Genomic DNA, 19,253 nt, shown 5'->3' on the forward strand with positions numbered 1-19,253 from the left:
GGGTCCGCCCCTGCGGGCGTCCCGGACGCCGGGGCGTCCTCGGTGTCCACGAGGCCGAGCAGGGTGTCCAGGACGCCGGCGTCCCTGAACCGGGCGAGGGGGACGGTGGCGAGGGCTCGCCTGAGATCGTCCTCCCGCCCGTCCAGCCCGTCGTCCGCGTCCCGGATCAGTTCCGAGCGCAGGTAGCCGACGAGGGCGTCCGGCGTGGGGTAGTCGAAGATGAGCGTGGCGGGCAGCCTGAGGCCGGTCGCCACATGGAGGCTGTTGCGCAGGTTGACGGCGGCGAGCGAGTCGAAGCCGACCTCCTGGAAGGCCTGGAGGGGCCCGATGCTGTCGGCGCCGCTGTGGCCGAGGACCGTGGCGGCGTGTCCGCACACCAGCCGGAGCAGGATGCGGTTCTGCTCGGCCTCGGGGACGTCGCGCAGGGAGTCCACGAGGCCGGCGGTGGTGTCGCCGTTCTCGGTGTCCGGCTGGGTGGCCCGCAGCGCTTCCTGCGCCTCGGGCAGGTCGGCGAAGAGCGGACCGGGCCGGACCGAGGTGAACGCCGGGATGAAGGCGCCCCAGTCCATGTCGACGACCGTGACGGCCTTCTCCTGGGCCCGCACGGCCTGTTCGAAGGCGGTGAGGGCGAGCTGCGGGGCCATCGGCAGGACACCGCGCCGGCGCAGCTGGGTGAGGGTGTCCTCGTCCATGCCGACGCCGGTCTCGTCCAGGGCGCCCCAGGCGATCGCGGTGGCCGTGTGGCCGTGGCCGCGCCGCCACTCCACGAGGGCGTCGAGGACGGCGTTGGCGGCGCCGGACGGTCCCTGGCCGCCACCGCCCCAGATGCCGGCGATCGAGGAGAACACCACGAACGCGTCGAGGGGGGTGTCGGCGAACCGTTCGGCGAGCCAGCGGGCGGTGTCGACCTTGGCGGTGAACACCTCGGTGAGTTCGGGTACGCCGGTGTCGTCCACGGTGCTGGTGCGGGCGATGTCGGCGGTGTGCACGACGGCGGTGAGGGGCTGGTCGCCGGGGGTGTCGGCGAGCAGCCGCTCGATGGCGGCGTGGTCGGTGTCGGCGCAGCTCTCGACGGTGGTGCCGGTGCCGAGCGCGGTGACTTCGGCGGTGAGCGCGTCGAGCGCGCCGTCGGGTGCGCCGGCCGTGGTGGTGACGAGGAGGCGCCGGGCGCCGGACCGGGCGAGCCACAGGGAGGCGTGCCGTCCGAGGCCCTCGGCGCCGCCGGTCACCAGGACGGTACCGGCCGGCTGCCAGCCGGGGCCGGCGGCCGGGTCGGGGGCGGTCTTGCGGAGCAGCCTGCGGGTGTGGACTCCGGAGCGGCGTACGGCCAGCTGGTCGTCGTCGCCGGGATGGCCGAGCGCGCCGAGGAGGTGGCGGACGGCGCGGGTGTCGAGGGTGGCGGGCAGGTCGATCAGCCCGCCCCAGCGGTCGCCGCGCTCCAGGGCGGCGGCCCGGCCGATGCCCCAGACGGCCGCCTGGGCGGGGGCTGTGACGGTGTCCTGGATGCCGGTGTTGACCGCGCCCCGGGTCAGGCACCACAGCGGCTGTGTGGCTCCGGTGTCGCCGAGCGCCTGTACCAGGGCGAGGGTGGCCGCGGTCGTCGGGACGGGGTCCTGCGGGCCGTCGGCGCCGCCGGGGTCGAGGGCGAGCAGGGACAGCACGCCGGTCACGCCGTGTTCGGTGAGGACGGCCGACAGGCGTTCGCCGAGCCGGGCGCGGTCGGTGCCGGCCGCGGTGACCTCCAGCGGGAGCAGGTCGAGTCCCTGTGCGGCGAGTTCCCGCAGCAGCTCGTCCAGCGGAGAGTCCGCGGGCCGCCCGGCCGGTACGACGGCCAGCCAGGTGCCGCCGGGGACGCCGGTGCCCTCCTGGTCGAGGGGCCGCCAGGTGACGTGGTAGCGCAGCTTCTCGGCCGCCGACAGCTCACGCCGCCTGCCGCGCCAGTCGGCCAGCACGGGGACGACGGTGCGGAGCGCGTCGCGCTGGTCGGCGGCGGCCAGGTCGAGGAGCCGGGCGAGGGAGTCGGCGTCGGCCTGTTCGACGGCGGCCCAGAAGTCGGTCTCGGCGCCCTCGGCGGCCGGGGCGCCGTCCGTCCCGGTGTCCGCCTCCCGCAGCCAGAAGTGCTGCCGGTCGAAGGCGTACGTCGGCAGGTCCAGGTCGGCGTCACGGGCTCCGTCGGGCAGGACGCCCGTCCAGTCCACGGCCACGCCCCTGACGAACAGCTCGGCCATCGACGCGAGCAGCCGCCGCAGCCCGCCCTCCTCGCGCCGCAGGGAGCCTCCGGCGACGGCCCGGAGCCGGACCTTGTCGTCGGCGGCCTCGTCGAAGATCTCGTTCACGGGCTGGACGAGGACGGGGTGGGCGCTGGACTCCACGAACACCGTGTGGCCCTGGGCGAGGAGGGAGGCGATGGCCGGCCCGAAGCGGACCTGGCTGCGGAGGTTGCGGTACCAGTAGCCGCCGTCGAGGACGCCCGCCTCACGCACCCACTCACCGGTCACGGTCGAGAAGAACGGTATCTGCGGGGCCTGGCTCTCAATGTCGGCGAACGCCTCCGCCAACGACCTTTCGATCGCATCGACATGACGGGTGTGCGAGGCGTAGTCCACCGCGACCCGCCGGACCCGGACGCCGTCGGCCTCCAACGCGGCCAGCGCCTCGTCCAACGCCTCGGCGTCACCGGCGATCACCACAGAGGTGGGGCTGTTGACCGCCGCGACCTCAACCCGCCCTTCCCAGGCGGCAATCCGCGCGGCTGTCTCGACCTCGGACAGCGCCACCGACGCCATACCGCCCTGGCCCGCCAGCTCACCGGCGATCACCTGGCTGCGTACGGCCACGATCCGCGCCGCGTCCTCCAGCGACAACGCCCCGGCCACGCAGGCGGCGGCGATCTCGCCCTGGGAGTGACCGACCACCGCGTCCGGCACGACACCCACCGACGCCCACACCGCCGCCAGGGCGACGTTCACGGAGAAGCTCGCCGGCTGGACGACGTCCACGCGGTCCAGCAGATCGACATCACCGCGCAGGACGGCTGTCAGGTCCCAGCCCACCCACGGTTCCAGGGCCCGGGCGCACTCCCCGACCCGCTCCGCGAACACCGGCGAGGACTCCAGCAACTCCCGGCCCATCCCCAGCCACTGCGACCCCTGCCCGGGGAAGACGAGCACGGTCCTGCCGGGGCTGCCGGAGCCGGCGATGGTTCCGGTCACGACGAGGGGGCTGCTGTCGCCCCGGGCCAGCGCGCCCAGCCCCGCCAGTGCCTCGTCGCGGGCGCCGGCGACGACCACGGCCCGCTCGGACAGCAGGGCCCGCCGGTCGACGAGAGCCCCGGCGACCTCGGCCGGGGAGGCCTCGGTACCGGTGACGAAGGCCGCCAGGCGTCCGGCCTGGGCGGCGAGGGCGGCGGTGCTGCGGGCCGACACCACCAGCGGTACGACACCGGCGGGCACCGCCGGCCGGGTGACCGGCTCGGTGTCGGGCGCCTCCTCCAGGATGACGTGTGCGTTGGTGCCGCTCGCGCCGAACGAGGAGACGGCGGCCCGGCGCGGCCGGCCGGTACGGGTCCACTCGCGGGCCTCGGTGAGGAGTTCGACCGCGCCCGCGGACCAGTCCACCTGGGGGGTGGGTTCGGCGACGTTCAGGGTGGGCGGCAGGACGCCGTGCCGCATCGCCTCCACCATCTTGATCACCCCGGCGACACCGGCGGCGGCCTGGGTGTGGCCGATGTTCGACTTCACGGAGCCCAGGTACAGCGGCTGGGCGCGGTCCTGGCCGTAGGTGGCGAGGAGTGCCTGTACCTCGATCGGGTCGCCGAGGACGGTGCCGGTGCCGTGGCCCTCCACCGCATCCACGTCGGCGGGTTCCAGCCCGGCGGACGTCAGCGCGCTGCGGATCACCCGCTGCTGGGAGGGGCCGTTGGGGGCGGTGAGGCCGTTGGAGGCGCCGTCCTGGTTGACCGCGCTGCCGCGCAGCACCGCCAGCACCCGGTGGCCGTTGCGGCGCGCCTCGGACAGCCGCTCCAGCAGGACCACGCCGACGCCCTCGGCCCAGCCGGTGCCGTCGGCGGTGGACGAGTACGCCTTGCAGCGGCCGTCGGCGGACAGTCCGCGCTGCCGGGAGAACTCCAGGAAGGCGTCCGGGGTGGCCATGACGGTGGCGCCGCCGGCGAGCGCGAGGGAGCACTCGCCGCCCCGCAGGGCCTGGGCGGCCAGGTGCATGGCGACCAGGGACGAGGAGCAGGCCGTGTCCACGGTGACGGCGGGGCCTTCGAAGCCGAAGACGTACGACACCCGTCCCGAGGCCACGCTCGCGGCCGTACCGGTCATCGTGTAGCCCTGGACGTCCTCGGGGACCTGGCGCAGCCGGGTGACGTAGTCGTGGTGGACGATGCCGGTGAAGACGCCGACGTCCTGGCCGCGGGTGGACAGCGGGTCGATACCGGCCCGTTCCATGGCCTCCCAGGAGGTCTCCAGCAGGAGCCGCTGCTGCGGGTCCATGGCGAGGGCCTCGCGCGGCGAGATGCCGAAGAGCTGGGCGTCGAACCGGGCGGCGTCGTGCAGGAAGCCGCCCGCCCGGGTGTAGCTGGTGCCGGGGTGGGCCGGGTCGGGGTGGTAGAGCCGGTCGATGTCCCAGTCACGGTCGGTGGGGAAGCCGGAGATGGCGTCGCGCCGGTCCATGACGAGTTGCCACAGGTCCTCGGGGCTGTGGACGCCGCCGGGAAGCCTGCTGCTCATGGCGATGATGGCGATCGGCTCGTCCGGGTCCGCGGTGGCGCGCCGGACGGGAGCGGGCGTCCGCGGGCGGGTGCCGAGGAGTTCGCCGCGCAGGTGGTCGGCGAGCAGGGCCGGTGTCGGGTGGTCGAAGACCAGGCTGCTGGGCAGACTGACGCCGGTGAAGTCGTGCAGCCGGTTGCGGAGTTTGACGGCGGTGAGCGAGTCGAAGCCGAGGTTCTTGAACGGCTGTCCCTCGTCGAAGTCGTCCGTGTCCCGGTGGCCGAGGACGACGGCGGTGCTCTCGCGGACCAGGTCCAGCAGGATCCGGCGCTGTTCGGCGTCGGCGAGCCCGGTCAGCCGCGCGGCCAGCTCGTTGCCGTCGGCTTCCGGGGTGCGGCGGATGACGCGGCGGACGGGGGCGGTCCGGACGGGGACGGTTCCGGGCGCGGCGGCCTCCGGTACGGCCGCCTCTCCCGCGGCCTCTTCGGACACGGCCGCCTTCCGTGGGACCGCTTCGGGTATCTCGGTCTCCGGTACGACCGTTTCGGCGGCCGTCAGCGTCACCGGGCCGAGCAGGGCCACGGGCCGGCCGTCGGCGTCGGCCAGCTCCACCAGGTGGTGGCCGTCGGCGTCCGGGGTGACGCGCGCCCGGAGCTCGGTGGCGCCGACCGCGTACACCGCGAGGGTGGCGCACTCGGTGAGGGTGACGACCGTGTCCTCGGCCGCGATCCGCAGGGCGGTGTCGAGGAGCACCGGGTGCAGGGTGAACCGTTCGGCCTGGTCGGTGAGTTCGTCCGGCAGCGCGAGGTCGGCGAGGATCCGGCCGTCCTGCCGCCATAGGCCGCGCGCCCCGGCCGGGACAGTGTCCTCGGCGGGCTTGTCCGGCCAGGCGCGCAGGTCGAAGGCGTGTTCGGGGACCCCGGGTGTGAGGGTGGCGCGGGCGTGCCGCAGCCACGGTTCGCCCTCGTGTCCGGCCGGCCGGCTGTGCACGGTGACCGCGCGCGCCCCGTCGGGCCCGGGCGCGTCCACGAGGACGCGGAGCTGGACGTCGTCGTGGGCGGGGACGGCGAGGGGGGCGTCGACGGTGATCCGCTCGACGGTGCCGCCTCCGGTCTCGTCGCCCGCCCGGACCAGCAGCTCCAGCAGGACACCGGCCGGTACGGTCCCTCCCCCGCCGGTGTGCAGGCCGGGGCTGCGCCGGGAGAGCCGGCCGGTCAGGACGACACCGGTGCCGCCGTGCTCGTCGGGGACCTCCACGACGCTGCCCAGCAGCGGGTGGCCGGCGGACCGGGCGCCGAGCGCCTCGGCGTCGGTGGCCGCGGCGCCCTCGACCCAGTACCGCTGGTGCTGGAAGGCGTAGGTGGGCAGGTCGGGGCCGACGGCCGGGTCCGGGCGGCCGACAACGGCGGTCCAGTCGACCGGCACGCCCCGCACGTGCAGTTCGGCGAGCGCGGTGGAGACGGCGGTGTCCTCGGCGGTGTCCCGGCGCAGGGTGGTGACGCAGCCGCGGGTGTCCGGCCCGAGCGTGCCGAGGGCCATGGCGCTGAGCACACCGCCGGGGCCGAGCTCCAGGTGGGTGACGGCGCCCTGGTCGCGCAGGGCGGTGACGGCGTCGGTGAACCGCACGGCGTGCCGGGCCTGGTCCACCCAGTACTCGGGGGTGGCGAGCAGCCCGTCCTCGGCGAGGGCGCCGGTGAGCGTGGAGACGACGGGCAGGGTGCCCGGCCGGTAGCGGAGGCGGGCGGCCACGGCGCGCAGATCGTCGAGCATCGGCTCCATCAGCGCGGAGTGGAAGGCGTGGCTGACGGTCAGCCGGCGGGTGCGGTGGCCGTCCTGGGCGAGGCGCGCGGTGACGGCGAGTACGGCGTCCTCGGCGCCGGACAGCACCAGCGCCCGCGGCCCGTTGACCGCCGCGATCCCGACGGCGCCCGGAGCCTGCGCGAGCAGCGGGGCGACCTCGGTCTCGGTGGCCTCTACGGCGACCATCGCCCCGCCCTCGGGCAGCGCCTGCATCAGTCGGCCGCGCGCGGCGACCAGTTCACCGGCGTCCGCCAGGTCCAGGATGCCGGCGGCGTGCGCGGCGGCGATCTCGCCGACCGAGTGGCCCGCGAGGAGGTCGGGGCGTACGCCCCAGGAGGTGAACAGCCGGAACAGCGCGGTCTCCAGGGCGAACAGTGCGGCCTGGGTGTAGAGGGTCTGGTCGAGCAGGGTGGCCCGTTCGGTGCCGGGCTCGGCGAACACCACGTTCTTCAGGGGGTGTTCGAGGCCGTCCAGGTGTGCTTCCACGGCGGCGCAGGCGGCGTCGAACGCCTCGCGGAACACGGGGTGGGCGGCGGCGAGTTCGCGGCCCATGCCGGCCCACTGGCTGCCCTGCCCGGTGAACAGGAAGGCGAGTTTGCCGTCGGCCGGGCCGCCGGTGACGGTGTCCGGGTCGGCGGTGCCCTCGGCGAGCGCGCGCAGGGCGTCGGTGAGGCGTTCCCGGTCGGCGGCGAGGACGACCGCGCGGTGGTCGAGGTGGGCGCGGGTGGTGCCGAGGGCGTGCGCCGTGGCCGCGAGCGGCGTACCGGCCCGCCCCGCCACCCAGTCCGCGAGCCGGGCGGCCTGTCCGCGCAGTCCGGCGGCGGTACGGGCGGAGAGGGGGAACGGGAGGAGGAGGCCACCACCGGCCGAGGCCGGCCCCACGCCGACCGCGGGCCTCTGTCCGGGCTCCTGTCCGGCCGCGTGTGCCGGGCCGGCCACGGGTCCCGGCTCGGCCGCTGATGCCCGCTCCGTCTCCGTGGCCGTCTCCATCGTGGGCGCCTGTTCCAGGACCAGGTGGGCGTTGGTGCCGCCGATGCCGAAGGCGGAGACGCCGACCCGGCGCGGGCGGCCGGTCTCCGGCCAGGTGCGGGCCTCGGTGAGCACCTCGACCGCGCCCGCCGACCAGTCCACGTGGCGGGACGGCCGGTCCACGTGCAGGGTGCGGGGAAGCCGGCCGTGCCGCATCGCCATGACCATCTTGATGACACCGGCGACACCGGCGGCGGCCTGGGTGTGCCCGAGGTTGGACTTCACGGACCCGATCCACAGCGGCTGTTCGCGGTCCTGGCCGTAGGTGGCGAGCAGGGCCTGCGCCTCGATCGGGTCGCCGAGGACGGTGCCCGTGCCGTGCGCCTCCACCGCGTCCACGTCCGCCGTCGTCAGCCCGGCGTTGGCGAGCGCCTTGCGGATCACCCGCTGCTGCGAGGGACCGTTGGGGGCGGTCAGGCCGTTGGACGCGCCGTCCTGGTTGACGGCCGAGCCCTTGATCACGGCGAGCACCTGGTGTCCCCGCCGCTGTGCCTCGGACAGCCGCTCGACCAGCAGCACGCCGACGCCCTCGGACCAGCCGGTGCCGTCCGCGCCGTCCGAGAACGCCTTGCACCGTCCGTCGGGGGCCAGGCCGCGCTGGCGGGAGAACTCGATGAACGTCTCCACGTTGCCCATCACCATCACACCGCCGGCGAGCGCCATGGAGCACTCCCCGTTGCGCAGCGCCTGGGCGGCCAGGTGCAGGGCGACCAGGGAGGAGGAGCAGGCGGTGTCGATCGTGACGGCCGGGCCCTCGAACCCGAAGTGGTAGGCGACGCGGCCCGAGACGACGCTGCCGGAGCCACCGGTGAGCCGGAAGCCCTCGGCGTCGGTCGCGTGGTGCATCCGCACGGTGTAGTCGTGGCTGTTGACGCCGACGAAGACGCCGATGTCCCGGCCGCCCAGCCCGGTGGGGTCGATCGCGGCGCGTTCGAACGCCTCCCAGGACGTCTCCAGCAGCAGCCGCTGCTGCGGGTCCATGGCGAGCGCCTCGTTCGGGGAGATGCCGAAGAAGGCGGCGTCGAAGCCGGGCGCATCGTCCAGGAACGCGCCGTGCCGCACGTAGGTCGTACCGGGCTTGTCGGGATCGGCGTCGTAGAGCCGGTCGATGTCCCAGCCCCGGTCGGCGGGGAACTCGGTGACGGCGTCGACCCCGTCGGCCACGACCCGCCACAGGTCCTCCGGGCTGTGCACCCCCGCCGGGAAGCGGCAGGCCATCGCGACGATCGCGATCGGCTCGTCGGACGCGGTCGTGGTAGGGGCGGGGGCGGGAGCGTCGGGGCGGGTGTCGCCGACGAGCCGGGCGCGCAGGTGCTCGGCGAGCGCGGTCGGCTTGGGGTAGTCGAAGACGACGGCCGAGGGCAGCGCGAGACCGGTGGCGGTCGCCAGCCGGTTGCGCAGCTCCACCGCGGTCAGCGAGTCGAACCCGGCGTCCTTGAAGGCCCGGTCGGCGCGGACGGCGTCGGCGCTGCCGTGGCCGAGCACGTCGGCGGCGTTGCGCCGGACCAGGTCCAGCAGCAGGGCCAGCCGGGCCGCCGGGTCCAGCGCGGTCACCCGGTCCCGCAGGCCGCCCCGGTCCGCGTCCCCGGCGGCGCGGGCCAGCGAGCGCGGTGTGGGTGCGAGGCCCCGCAGCAGGGGTGCCACGGGTGCCGTACGGGCCGCCGCACGGAGGGCGGGCAGGTCCAGTTTGGCGGCCACCGGGGCGGCGGGCAGTGCGCTGCCGGGGCGCAGGGCGAGGCCCAGCAGTGCCATGCCCTCGGCCTCCGACAGCGCGGCCATGCCGAGCCGCCGGTTGCGGTGCAGGTCGGCGGCGCCGAGGTGCCCGGTCATGCCGCTGGCCCGCTCCCAGTAGCCCCAGGCGAGCGAGACACCGGGCAGTCCCCGTTCACGGCGGCGGCGGGCGAGCGCGTCCAGGGCGGCGTTGGCGGCGGCGTAGTTGGCCTGGCCCGGGTTGCCGAAGACGTTGGCGGCCGAGGAGAACAGGACGAACGCCGCGAGGTCGCACTCCCGCGTCAGCTCGTCCAGCAGCAGGGCGGCGTCCAGTTTGGGCCGCAGGACGATGTCGACGCGCTCCGGGGTGAGCGCGGTGACCACACCGTCGTCCAGGACACCCGCGGTGTGCAGCACGGCCGTCAGCGGGTGACCGGCGGGTACGGCGTCCAGAACGGCCGTGAGCCGGTCCCGGTCACCGGTGTCGCACGCGACGACGGTGACGGTGGCGCCGAGCGCGGTCAGCTCCTCGCACAGCGCGGTCGCGCCGTCCGCCTCCGGGCCGCGCCGGCTCAGCAGGAGCAGGTGGCGCACGCCGTGCTCGGTGACCAGGTGCCGGGCGGTGAGCGCGCCGAGCGTGCCGGTACCGCCGGTGATCAGCACGGTCCCGTCCGGATCGAGCGTCCGGCCCGGCTGCGGAACACCGTCCTCCCCCGCCGGATCCCCGGCCCGGACCAGCCGCGGCACCTCGGCACCTGTGGGCCGCAGACGGATCACGGGTTCACCGGAGGCGAGCAGTCCGGCCAGGGCGGTCCGCACCGCCGCACCAGCGTCCCACTCCTGGCCCGGCTCTCCCGACCCGTCGCACTCCACCAGCACGATCCGACCGGGATGCTCGGACTGCGCGGACCGCAGCAGCCCGCGGACGGCGGCCGTGGCGAGGTGCGTGCCGTCGGCGCCGGCCGTCACGACCAACCGGGTCCGTTCCAGCGCGGGTTCGGCCAGCCAGGCCTGGAGGACGGCGAGCGCGGCGGCGAGAGCCGTACGCGGATCGGTCACCGCCGGGTCGACGCCGTACAGCAGGACGTCCGCGTCCGCCGCATCGGCATCGACGTCCCGAGCGGTCCGTACGGTGACGACGCCCGGCGCCCCCTCACCCGCCGGCAGCGGCAGCTCCGTCCAGTCGACGCGGAACAGCGCGTCGTGGGTGAGTGCCTCGGCGATTCCGGCGCGCGCCGGCTCGAACGGTTCCGACAGCACCGCGTCGACGGTCAGCACGGGCCGCCCGGCCGGGTCGGTCAGGTCGAGCCGGGTGCCCTCACCGGCCGCCCCCGCCGACCGCACGGTGACGGCGGTCGCCCCGGACGCCAGCAGGCTGACGCCGCGCCAGGTGACCGCGAGGTTCCCGGCGGGCAGTGCCGTCCGTACGGCCGCGTCGAGCAGGGTGGGGTGTACGCCGTACCGCTCGGCGTCCCCGGCGCCCTCGCCGAGGGCCACCTCGACGCCGGACCCACCGGCCGGCCGGTCACCGTCCGCCTCCGCCGGGGCGGCGGGCGCGAGCGTGCCGTGCGCGTGCCGCGTCCAGGAGGCGTCCGGCGCGGAGTCGTCCGCGCGCGAGTACACCTCGACGGTACGCCGTCCGCCGCCGTCGGCGTCGCCCACCACGGTCTGGACGGCCCGCCCGCCGCGCACCGGCAGAACGACGGGCCGCTCGACGGTCAGCTCCGCCACGACCGGCACGCCGGCCTCGTCGCCGAGCCGGACCGCCAGCTCCACGAGGGCCGCGTTCGGCACCAGCACCGCGTCGTCCCCGACGAGATGCTCACCCAGCCACGGCTGCGAGCGCAGGGACCACCGCGAGGTCGTCATGAACCCCCCGGAGTCCGGCCGTCCGACCACCGCGCCGAGCAGGGGATGATCGGTGCCGGTCTGCCCGAGCGAGGCGGCGTCCGCCGCGGGGCTGGGCTTCAGCCAGTAGTGCCGGTGGTCGAACGCGTACGTCGGCAGGTCCACCTGCACGCCGCCGCTGCCTTCGGGCAGCACGGCCGTCCAGTCGACCGCCACGCCCTTGACGAACACCGCGGCCATCGACGTCAACAGCCGCCGAAGCCCGCCTTCTTCGCGACGCAGTGAGCCTGTGACAACCGTGTCGGACTCCCCCGCCGCCTCGTCCACGATCTCGTTGACCGGCTGGACGAGGACCGGGTGGGCACTGGACTCGACGAACACCGTGTGACCCTCGGCGAGGAGCGCCTCGACAGCCGGGCCGAAACGGACCTGGTTGCGCAGGTTGCCGTACCAGTAGCCGCCGTCGAGGACACCCGCCTCACGCACCCACTCACCGGTCACGGTCGAGAAGAACGGTATCTGCGGGGCCTGGCTCTCGATGTCGGCGAACGCGTTCCCCAACGCGGTCTCGATCGCCTCGACATGACGGGTGTGGGAGGCGTAGTCCACCGCGACCCGTCGGACCCGGACACCGTCGGCCTCCAACGCGGCCAGCGCCTCGTCCAACGCCTCGGCGTCACCGGCGATCACCACGGACGTGGGGCTGTTGACCGCAGCAACCTCAACCCGCCCGCCCCAGGCGGCAATCCGCGCGGCTGTCTCGACCTCGGACAGCGCCACCGACGCCATACCGCCCCGGCCCGCCAGTTCACCGGCGATCACCCGGCTGCGTACGGCGACGATCCGCGCCGCATCCTCCAGCGACAACGCCCCGGCCACACACGCGGCGGCGATCTCCCCCTGGGAGTGACCGACCACCGCGTCCGGCACGACACCCACCGACGCCCACACCGCCGCCAGAGCGACCATCACCGCGAAACTCGCCGGCTGCACGACGTCCACCCGGTCCAGCAGATCGACATCACCGCGCAGGACGGCCGTCAGGTCCCAGTCCACCCAGGGTTCCAAGGCCCGGGCGCACTCCCCGACCCGCTCCGCGAACACCGGCGAGGACTCCAGAAGTTCCCGGCCCATCCCCAGCCACTGCGACCCCTGCCCGGGGAAGACGAGCACGGTCCTGCCGGGCGTCCCCGCACCACCCCGCACCACGACGGGACTGCCCTCGCCGCCCGCCAGCGCGGCAAGCCCGGCCACCGCCTCCTCCCGCGACCCGGCGACCACCACGGCCCGCTCCGACAGCACCGCCCGCCGCCGCACCAGAGCACCCGCGACCTCCGTCGGCGAGGCGTCCGTGTCACCGACGAACGCGGCCAGCCGCTCCGCCTGACCGGACAGCGAACCCTCCGACGCCGCCGAGACGACCAGCGGCACCACACCCTCGTGCGGCTCCCCGGTGACAACGGCCCCTTCCTCGGGGGCCTGCTCCAGGATCACGTGCGCGTTCGTGCCGCTCACGCCGAAGGAGGAGACACCGGCCCGGCGCGGACGACCCGTGCGGGGCCAGGGGCGGGGCTCCGTGAGCAGTTCGACGGCGCCGGCGGACCAGTCGACCTGGGAGGAGGGGGTGTCGACGTGGAGCGTGGCGGGGAGGACGCCGTACCTCATCGCCTGGACCATCTTGATGACACCGGCGACACCGGCGGCGGCCTGCGTGTGGCCGATGTTGGACTTCAACGAGCCCAGCCACAAGGGCTGTTCACGGTCGCGGCCGTAGGTCGCCAGCAGCGCCTGGGCCTCGATCGGGTCGCCGAGGGTCGTTCCAGTGCCGTGCCCCTCCACCGCGTCGACGTCGGCCGGGGTGAGGCCGGCCTCGGACAGTGCCTTGCGGATGACCCGCTGCTGGGCGGGTCCGCTCGGGGCGGTCAGGCCGTTGGAGGCGCCGTCCTGGTTGACCGCGCTGCCGCGGACGACCGCCAGCACTCGGTGGCCGTGGCGACGGGCCTCGGACAGGCGCTCCAGGACCAGCATGCCCGCGCCCTCGGCCCAGCCGGTGCCGTCGGCCGCGTCGGCGTACGACTTGCAGCGGCCGTCGGCGGCCAGCGCACGCTGCCGGGAGAACTCCACGAAGGTGCCCGGGGTGGCCATGACCGTGGCGCCGCCGGCCAGGGCCATGGAGCACTCCCCGCGCCGCAGGGCCTGCGCGGCGAGGTGGAGGGCGACGAGGGAGGACGAGCAGGCGGTGTCGACGGTGACGGCGGGGCCTTCGAGGCCGTAGACGTAGGCGACCCGGCCGGAGGCCACGCTGGACGCGGTTCCGGTGGTGACGAAGCCTTCGAGTTCGGCGGGGAGGGCGCCTCCTGAGCCGTAGCCCTGGCCCATGACCCCGGCGAACACGCCGACGTCCGTGCCCTTCAGCGCATGGGGGTCGACACCGGCCCGCTCCAGGGCCTCCCAGGACGTTTCGAGGAGGAGCCGCTGCTGCGGGTCCATCGCCAGCGCCTCGCGCGGGGAGATCCCGAAGAAGCCGGCGTCGAACTGTCCGGCGTCCGGCAGGAAGCCGCCCTGGTCGACGTAGGAGGTGCCGGGCCGGTCCGGGTCGGTGGCGAAGAGGCCGTCGAGGTCCCAGCCCCGGTCGGTCGGGAAGTCCGAGACGGCGTCCCGGCCGGCGGACAGCAACTGCCACAGTTCGTCGGGGGTGTCGGCGCCGCCGGGCAGGCGGCAGGCCATGCCGACGATGGCGATGGGCTCCTGCGGGTCGGCGTCCTCGGCCGGTTGTCCGGCGGGCGCGGGGGTGTCGTCCAGGCCGAGGACGGCGGTGCGCAGGTGGGCCGCCAGCTCGCGGGGGGTCGGGTGGTCGAAGGTGACGGTGGTGGGCAGGCGCAGCCCGGTGTGCTCGGTCAGCCGGTCGCGCAGCGCGACGACGGCGACCGAGGTCAGGCCCAGGTCGCGGAAGGCGCGGTCGGCCGGGAGGGGGGCCGTGTCGGGGCCGTGCAGGACGGTGGCGGCCTGGGCGCGGACCAGGTGTTCGAGGAGGTCAAGCTGGGCGCGCTCGTCCAGGCCGGTCAGGCGCGTGCGTAGGGCGGCGGTGACGGCCTCGTCGGGGCGGGTCTGGGGGGCGGGCGGCTCGGTCAGGGCGCGGAGGATCGCGGGGGCCGGCCGGGAGGGGTCGGTCGGGGTCGGGCGTGGGGCGAAGAGGACCGGGGCCCGGCCGGCGAGGAGGACGTCGAAAGCGGCGAGGAGACCGGCGAGTGGGGTCGTGTCGTCGTCCGCCGCCCAGACGAGGTGGGCGGCCGGTCCCCGCAGCCGGCGGGCGTGCGCGACCGCCTCGGTGAGGGCACCGCGCACCGCCCGGTCCGGGTCGCCGGGGGCGCCCAGCGTCGCGGAGCCGTCGGTGACGGTGACGAACCGGGCCGTGGGCGCGATGAGTCGGGCGACGGCACGGGCCAGGCCGGGGTCGTCGGCGGTGTGCACCGCCAGGCTCACCCCGGCATCCAGGGCGTCGTCCAGGCCGGGAGCGTCGGCGGTGATGCTGCGGATGCGGGTACCGGCGGGCCAGGCGTCCGGGTCGGTGCGGTCGGTCGTGCCGGGCGCGTGGACGAGCAGCAGGTCCGTGGCCCGGTGTACGTCGGCGAGGTGGTGGGCGAGCGCGGCACCGGTGGGCGTGTCGGTTCCGGTGACGACGACTGTTCCGGGGCCGGTGAGGGCGGCGGCGGGGCGGGGTCGGCCGTCCAGAGGGGTGCGCAGCAGCCGGGGTACCAGCAACTCGTCTCCGCGGACGGCGATTTCGGGCTCGCCGGAGGCGACGGCGGCGAGCAGCGTCTCGGCGTCGGGGTCGTCGGTGTCGAGGTCGACGACGGTCAGTCCCTGGTGGCCGCCCGCCCGGAGCGACCGCACGGCGGCCCACAGCGCGGCGCCGACGGGGTCGGGTGCGGTGTCACCGGCGGGTGTGGCTCCCCGGGTGAGGACCACCAGCGACTCGGGGGTGTTCCCGCTGGTCACCTGCGCGGTGAGCAGGCCGGCCTGGGTGTACGGGTCGGCGGAGGGGGGCGGGGGCAGCAGGAGGGCCGGACCGGGGGCCGTACCCTCCACGGACGCCGGGTCGGCGTGGAGTTCCGTGGGTACGCCGGCCGCGCGCAGGGCCTCGACCAGCCCGGTGGTGTCCTCGCCGACCACGGCACAGGCGGCCGGACGTGCACCGTCGGGAGTACCCGTGCCGGCCGGAGCGGGGAGCCACGCGGGGGTCAGCAGGGCGTCGTGGTGGCCGTCGGCCGTGTGGCGGGGCCAGTACGGCCGGGCGGCGAGGAGCCGGCGGACGATCTTTCCGGAGGGGGTGCGCGGGATGCCGGTGACCTCGTGGATCCGCTCGGGGATCTTGTACGCGGACAGCCGGGCGCGGCAGTGGTCGAGCAGGGCGGTGACGTCGAGGCCGTCCGGACCGGGGACCAGCCAGGCGACGGGCACCTCGCCCAGGGTGTCGTGGGGGGCTCCCGCGACGCCGGCGTCGGCTACTCCGGGGGCGGTGCGCAGGACCGCCTCGACCTCGTCGGGGTGGATGTTCTCGCCGCCGCGGATGATCAGGTCCTTCAGGCGTCCGCAGACGGTGAAGTAGCCGGCCTCGTCGCGGCGGGCCAGGTCGCCGGTGCGGAACCAGCCGTCGCGCAGCGCGGCCTCGGTCGCCTCGGGGCTGTTGTGGTAACCGACCATGACGTTGGGGCCGCTGACCCAGACCTCGCCCTCCTGCCCGGTGGGCACGTCGGTCCCGGTGTCGGGGTCGACGATGCGGACGTCGACGCCCGGTACCGGCAGCCCGCAGGAGCCCTCGACGCGGGCGCCGTCCGGCGGGTTCATGGTGATCGCGCCGCACGTCTCGGTGGAGCCGTAGGCGTCGACCAGCGGGACGCCGAAGGTCTCCTCGAAGGAGCGGCGCAGCTCGGAGCCGGTGACCGCGCCGCCGACGAGTCCGATGCGCAGGTGCGGCAGGGCGAGGCCGGTGCGGCGGGCGGTGGTGACGAGGTGGTGGTAGGTGGTGGGGACGCCGGCGAGGAAGGTGGCCCGCTCCGTGCGGAGGAGGTCGAGGACGTCGTCGGCGGAGCTGCCGTCCGTGAGGCGGGCGGTGGCGCCGACGGAGGTCACGGAGAGTACGCAGGCGATGTGGGACAGGCTGTGGAAGAGCGGCAGCGGCCACAGCACCCGGTCGTCCTGGCGCAGGTCCGGGATGGGTACGTAGCTGGCGGCGACCGACCAGAGGCAGTTGCGCTGGGTGGACAGCACGCCCTTGGGGCGGCCGGTGGTGCCGGATGTGTAGAACATCCACGCCACCTCGTCCAGGCCGAGGTCGTCGGGGGCGGGTGTGCCGGGATCGGTGGCCGCGAGGTCGTCGTAGGCGTGGGTGCCCGGGGGTACGTCGGGGGTGCCGGCCACGAGGACGGTGAGGTCGGCGGCCATGACCCCCTGCAGAAACGTCACTGCACTGCTCGCCGCGGCGAGGACGAACCTCGCGCCGCTGTCGGCGAGGAGATACTCCAGCTCGGCTGGCGCGGACCGCGGGTTCACCGGCACGCCGACGCCGCCGGCGCGCACGACCGCGAGGTAGCCCTCGACCATGGCGACGGAGTTGCCGAGGCAGAGCGCCACCCGGTCGCCGCGGCGCAGCCCCAGGCGGACGAGGTGTCCGGCGAGCCGCCGCGTCCGCGCCTCCAGCTCCGCGTAGGTGACCGCGCGCCGGTCGTCGGCGAAGGCGACCTTCTCCGGGATGCGGAGAGCGTGCTCGTGCAGCGTGACCGCAAGCGGTGTGACCAGGTCGGGACGCACGCCTCGGACTCCTTCCACAGGGCGGGCAGCGGGTACCGGGAGCAGCAGGTCGGGGACGGTCTCCGGACGCGGCGCGAGCGGCTGTACGACGGTGGACAGCCGGCCGTCGTCCGGAACGACGGAAGCAGACATCCCTCCACCGCGGTGGTGCGCGGCGGACAGGCGCCCGGGAAAGGCGGGGCCGGCCGTACCGCCACCGGGGCGGGGGCCGTTCCCACCGCTCCGGACGGCCGGGAGGGACGGTCCGGAGCGGGGCGGTCGCGACCGGCCCGCACGAGGTCGCGCGGAGGGCCGCCGTACCGCCGGACGTGGTCGGAAGGGCGGACATACGGAGGTGCGGACGTGCTACGGCGTACCAAGGGCGTACGTAGGGCGTACGAGGGAGGTGCTCCGGGCGTACGGAGGACGCACTGGAGGTGGGTTCACCAGGCGACGGGGAGGCTCTTCAGGCCGAAGACGGAGCCGCGGGTGCGCAGCGGGACCTCCTCGGCCGGGGTGGCGGCCCGCAGGTCGGGGAAGGCCTGCAGCAGGGCGCGCAGACCGGTGCGGAGTTCGAGGCGGGCCAGGTTCTGGCCGACGCACTGGTGGATGCCGTGGCCGAACGCCAGGTGGCCGGCGGTGTCCCGGTCGAGGTCGAGGTGGGCCGGGCAGCCGTACTTCGCCGGGTCGCGGTTGGCGGCCGGCAGGGAGACCGTGACGGTCTCGCCCTTCCTGACCAGCTGGCCGTCCAGCTCGACGTCCTCCAGCGCGGTGCGGAAGATCTCGTACTGGTTGACGGTGACGTAGCGGAGGATCTCCTCCACCGCCGCGTCCACGCGGGACAGGTCGGCGCGCAGGGCGGCGAGTTGCTCGGGGTGGTGCAGCAGCGCCATGACGCCGACGGTGAGAGCGCTCTCGGTGGTCTCGTAACCCGCGAACAGCAGCAGGGCCACGATGTTGCCGAGTTCCTCGTCGGTCAGTTCCCCGGCGGCCAGGAGCCGGCTGATGATGTCGTCGCCGGGCTGCCTGCGCTTGCGCTCGATGGTCTCCCCGATGAGCGCGCCGACCTGCTGGAAGACCGCCATGGACTCCTCGGCGTCCCCGTCGGGGTCGTGGGTGATGGCGGGGGCGTCGGCGTACCGCTCGCGTTCCTCGTACGGCAGGCCGACCAGGTCGGACAGGATCCGCAGGACGAGCGGCTTGGCGAAGGTGGTGAGCAGGTCGGCGGGCGCGCCGTGCTCGCGCATCTCCTCGATCTGCCCGGCGGTCACCGACTCGACGTGCGGGGCGAGTTCGGCGATGCGCCGGACGGTGAACTCGCGGGCCAGCATGCGGCGGAACCTGGTGTGGTCCGGCGGGTCCATGTGGATGAACATGCCGGGCATCGCCGGGAACTGCGGTACGGGCGCGCCGTACTTGGTGACGGGGAAGTGCCCGATCTCCAGGCTGTGGCTGAAGCGGGGGTCGCTGAGGACCTCGCGGACGATCCGGTGGCTGCTGGCGAACCAGCCGATGTGGCCGTCCGGGTAGGTCATTCTGGCGAGCGGGCGTTCCTCGCGCAGCTTGTCGAAGATCGCGGGAGGGTCGAAGTGGTGGGTGCGCGACCACACTTCCTCGTAGGACAGCATCTCGGTCATGAGGCTCCTTCGAGGGCCAGCTTGCGCAGGGTCTCGCGGGCGTCGGCCAGGGACTTCTCGCCCAGCGGCTTCAGCTGCGCCATCGCGGGCACGATGGCCGCGAAGGTGAGTTCGGCGTGCACGAACGTCAGGTTGTCGGCGAGGCCGATGGCGCCGAGCACGGCCTTCAGGTAGGGCTCCTGGTAGTCCCAGCCCTCGCGCGGGGTGCCGGGGGCGTAGGAGCCGCCGCGGGCGGTGACGACGATGACGTTCCTGCCGCTCAGCGCGCCGGACTCGGCGCCCGGGGGCACCATGTGGGCGGGGGTGACCAGCCGGTCGATCCAGGTCTTCACGGACGACGGGATCGTGTAGTTGTACATCGGGATGCCGAACACGATCGTGGTCGCCTCGTGGACCTCCGCGTGCAGGGCCTCGGTGAGCGCCTTCTCCTCGGGGCTGACGCCGTGCAGGTCGCCGGTGGGGTCGAACAGCCACTCGCGCACCTCGTGCGTGATGTGCGGAACCGGATCGGCACCGAGGTCGCGGTAGGTGTAGCCGGCGTCCGGGTGGTTCTGCCGCCACTGGGTGACGAACTCGGCGGTGAGCTGCCGCGTCACGGACTCGCCGGAGCGGATGCTCGCGTCGATGTGCAGAAGATGGGTCATGACATGACTCCTGGCCAATCGGTATGGCTGTTCCGGCAACCCGCCCGGTCCCTTCCGGCCGGCGCTCGCCGGCGGGACGA

The 19,253-nt window shown here is 74.9% G+C and carries 2 protein-coding genes and 1 pseudogene; all 3 read right to left on the reverse strand.

The window, feature by feature from the left end:
- Positions 1 to 191: 191 nt before the first annotated feature.
- Positions 192 to 17,045: pseudogene (locus tag ACZ7N4_RS26620) on the reverse strand (type I polyketide synthase); the annotation flags it as partial.
- Positions 17,046 to 17,335: 290 nt separating this feature from the next.
- Positions 17,336 to 18,529 carry a cytochrome P450 gene (locus tag ACZ7N4_RS26625; RefSeq protein ID WP_471362285.1) on the reverse strand — a complete coding sequence of 398 codons (1,194 nt, stop codon included), beginning with the start codon at positions 18,527 to 18,529 and terminating at the stop codon, positions 17,336 to 17,338.
- Complete coding sequence (locus ACZ7N4_RS26630; protein ID WP_471362287.1) at positions 18,526 to 19,173, reverse strand: FMN-dependent NADH-azoreductase; 648 nt, start codon at positions 19,171 to 19,173, stop codon at positions 18,526 to 18,528. The genes ACZ7N4_RS26625 and ACZ7N4_RS26630 overlap by 4 nt, the downstream gene beginning before the upstream one ends.
- Between the last annotated feature and the right edge of the window lie 80 nt (positions 19,174 to 19,253).

Source organism: Streptomyces sp. NPDC107654 (assembly GCF_055639035.1).

Excerpts from the sequence above, each read along its gene's own strand:
- ACZ7N4_RS26625 (WP_471362285.1), bottom strand. The coding sequence starts at position 18,529 with ATGACCGAGATGCTGTCCTACGAGGAAGTGTGGTCGCGCACCCACCAC.
- ACZ7N4_RS26630 (WP_471362287.1), bottom strand. The coding sequence starts at position 19,173 with ATGACCCATCTTCTGCACATCGACGCGAGCATCCGCTCCGGCGAGTCC.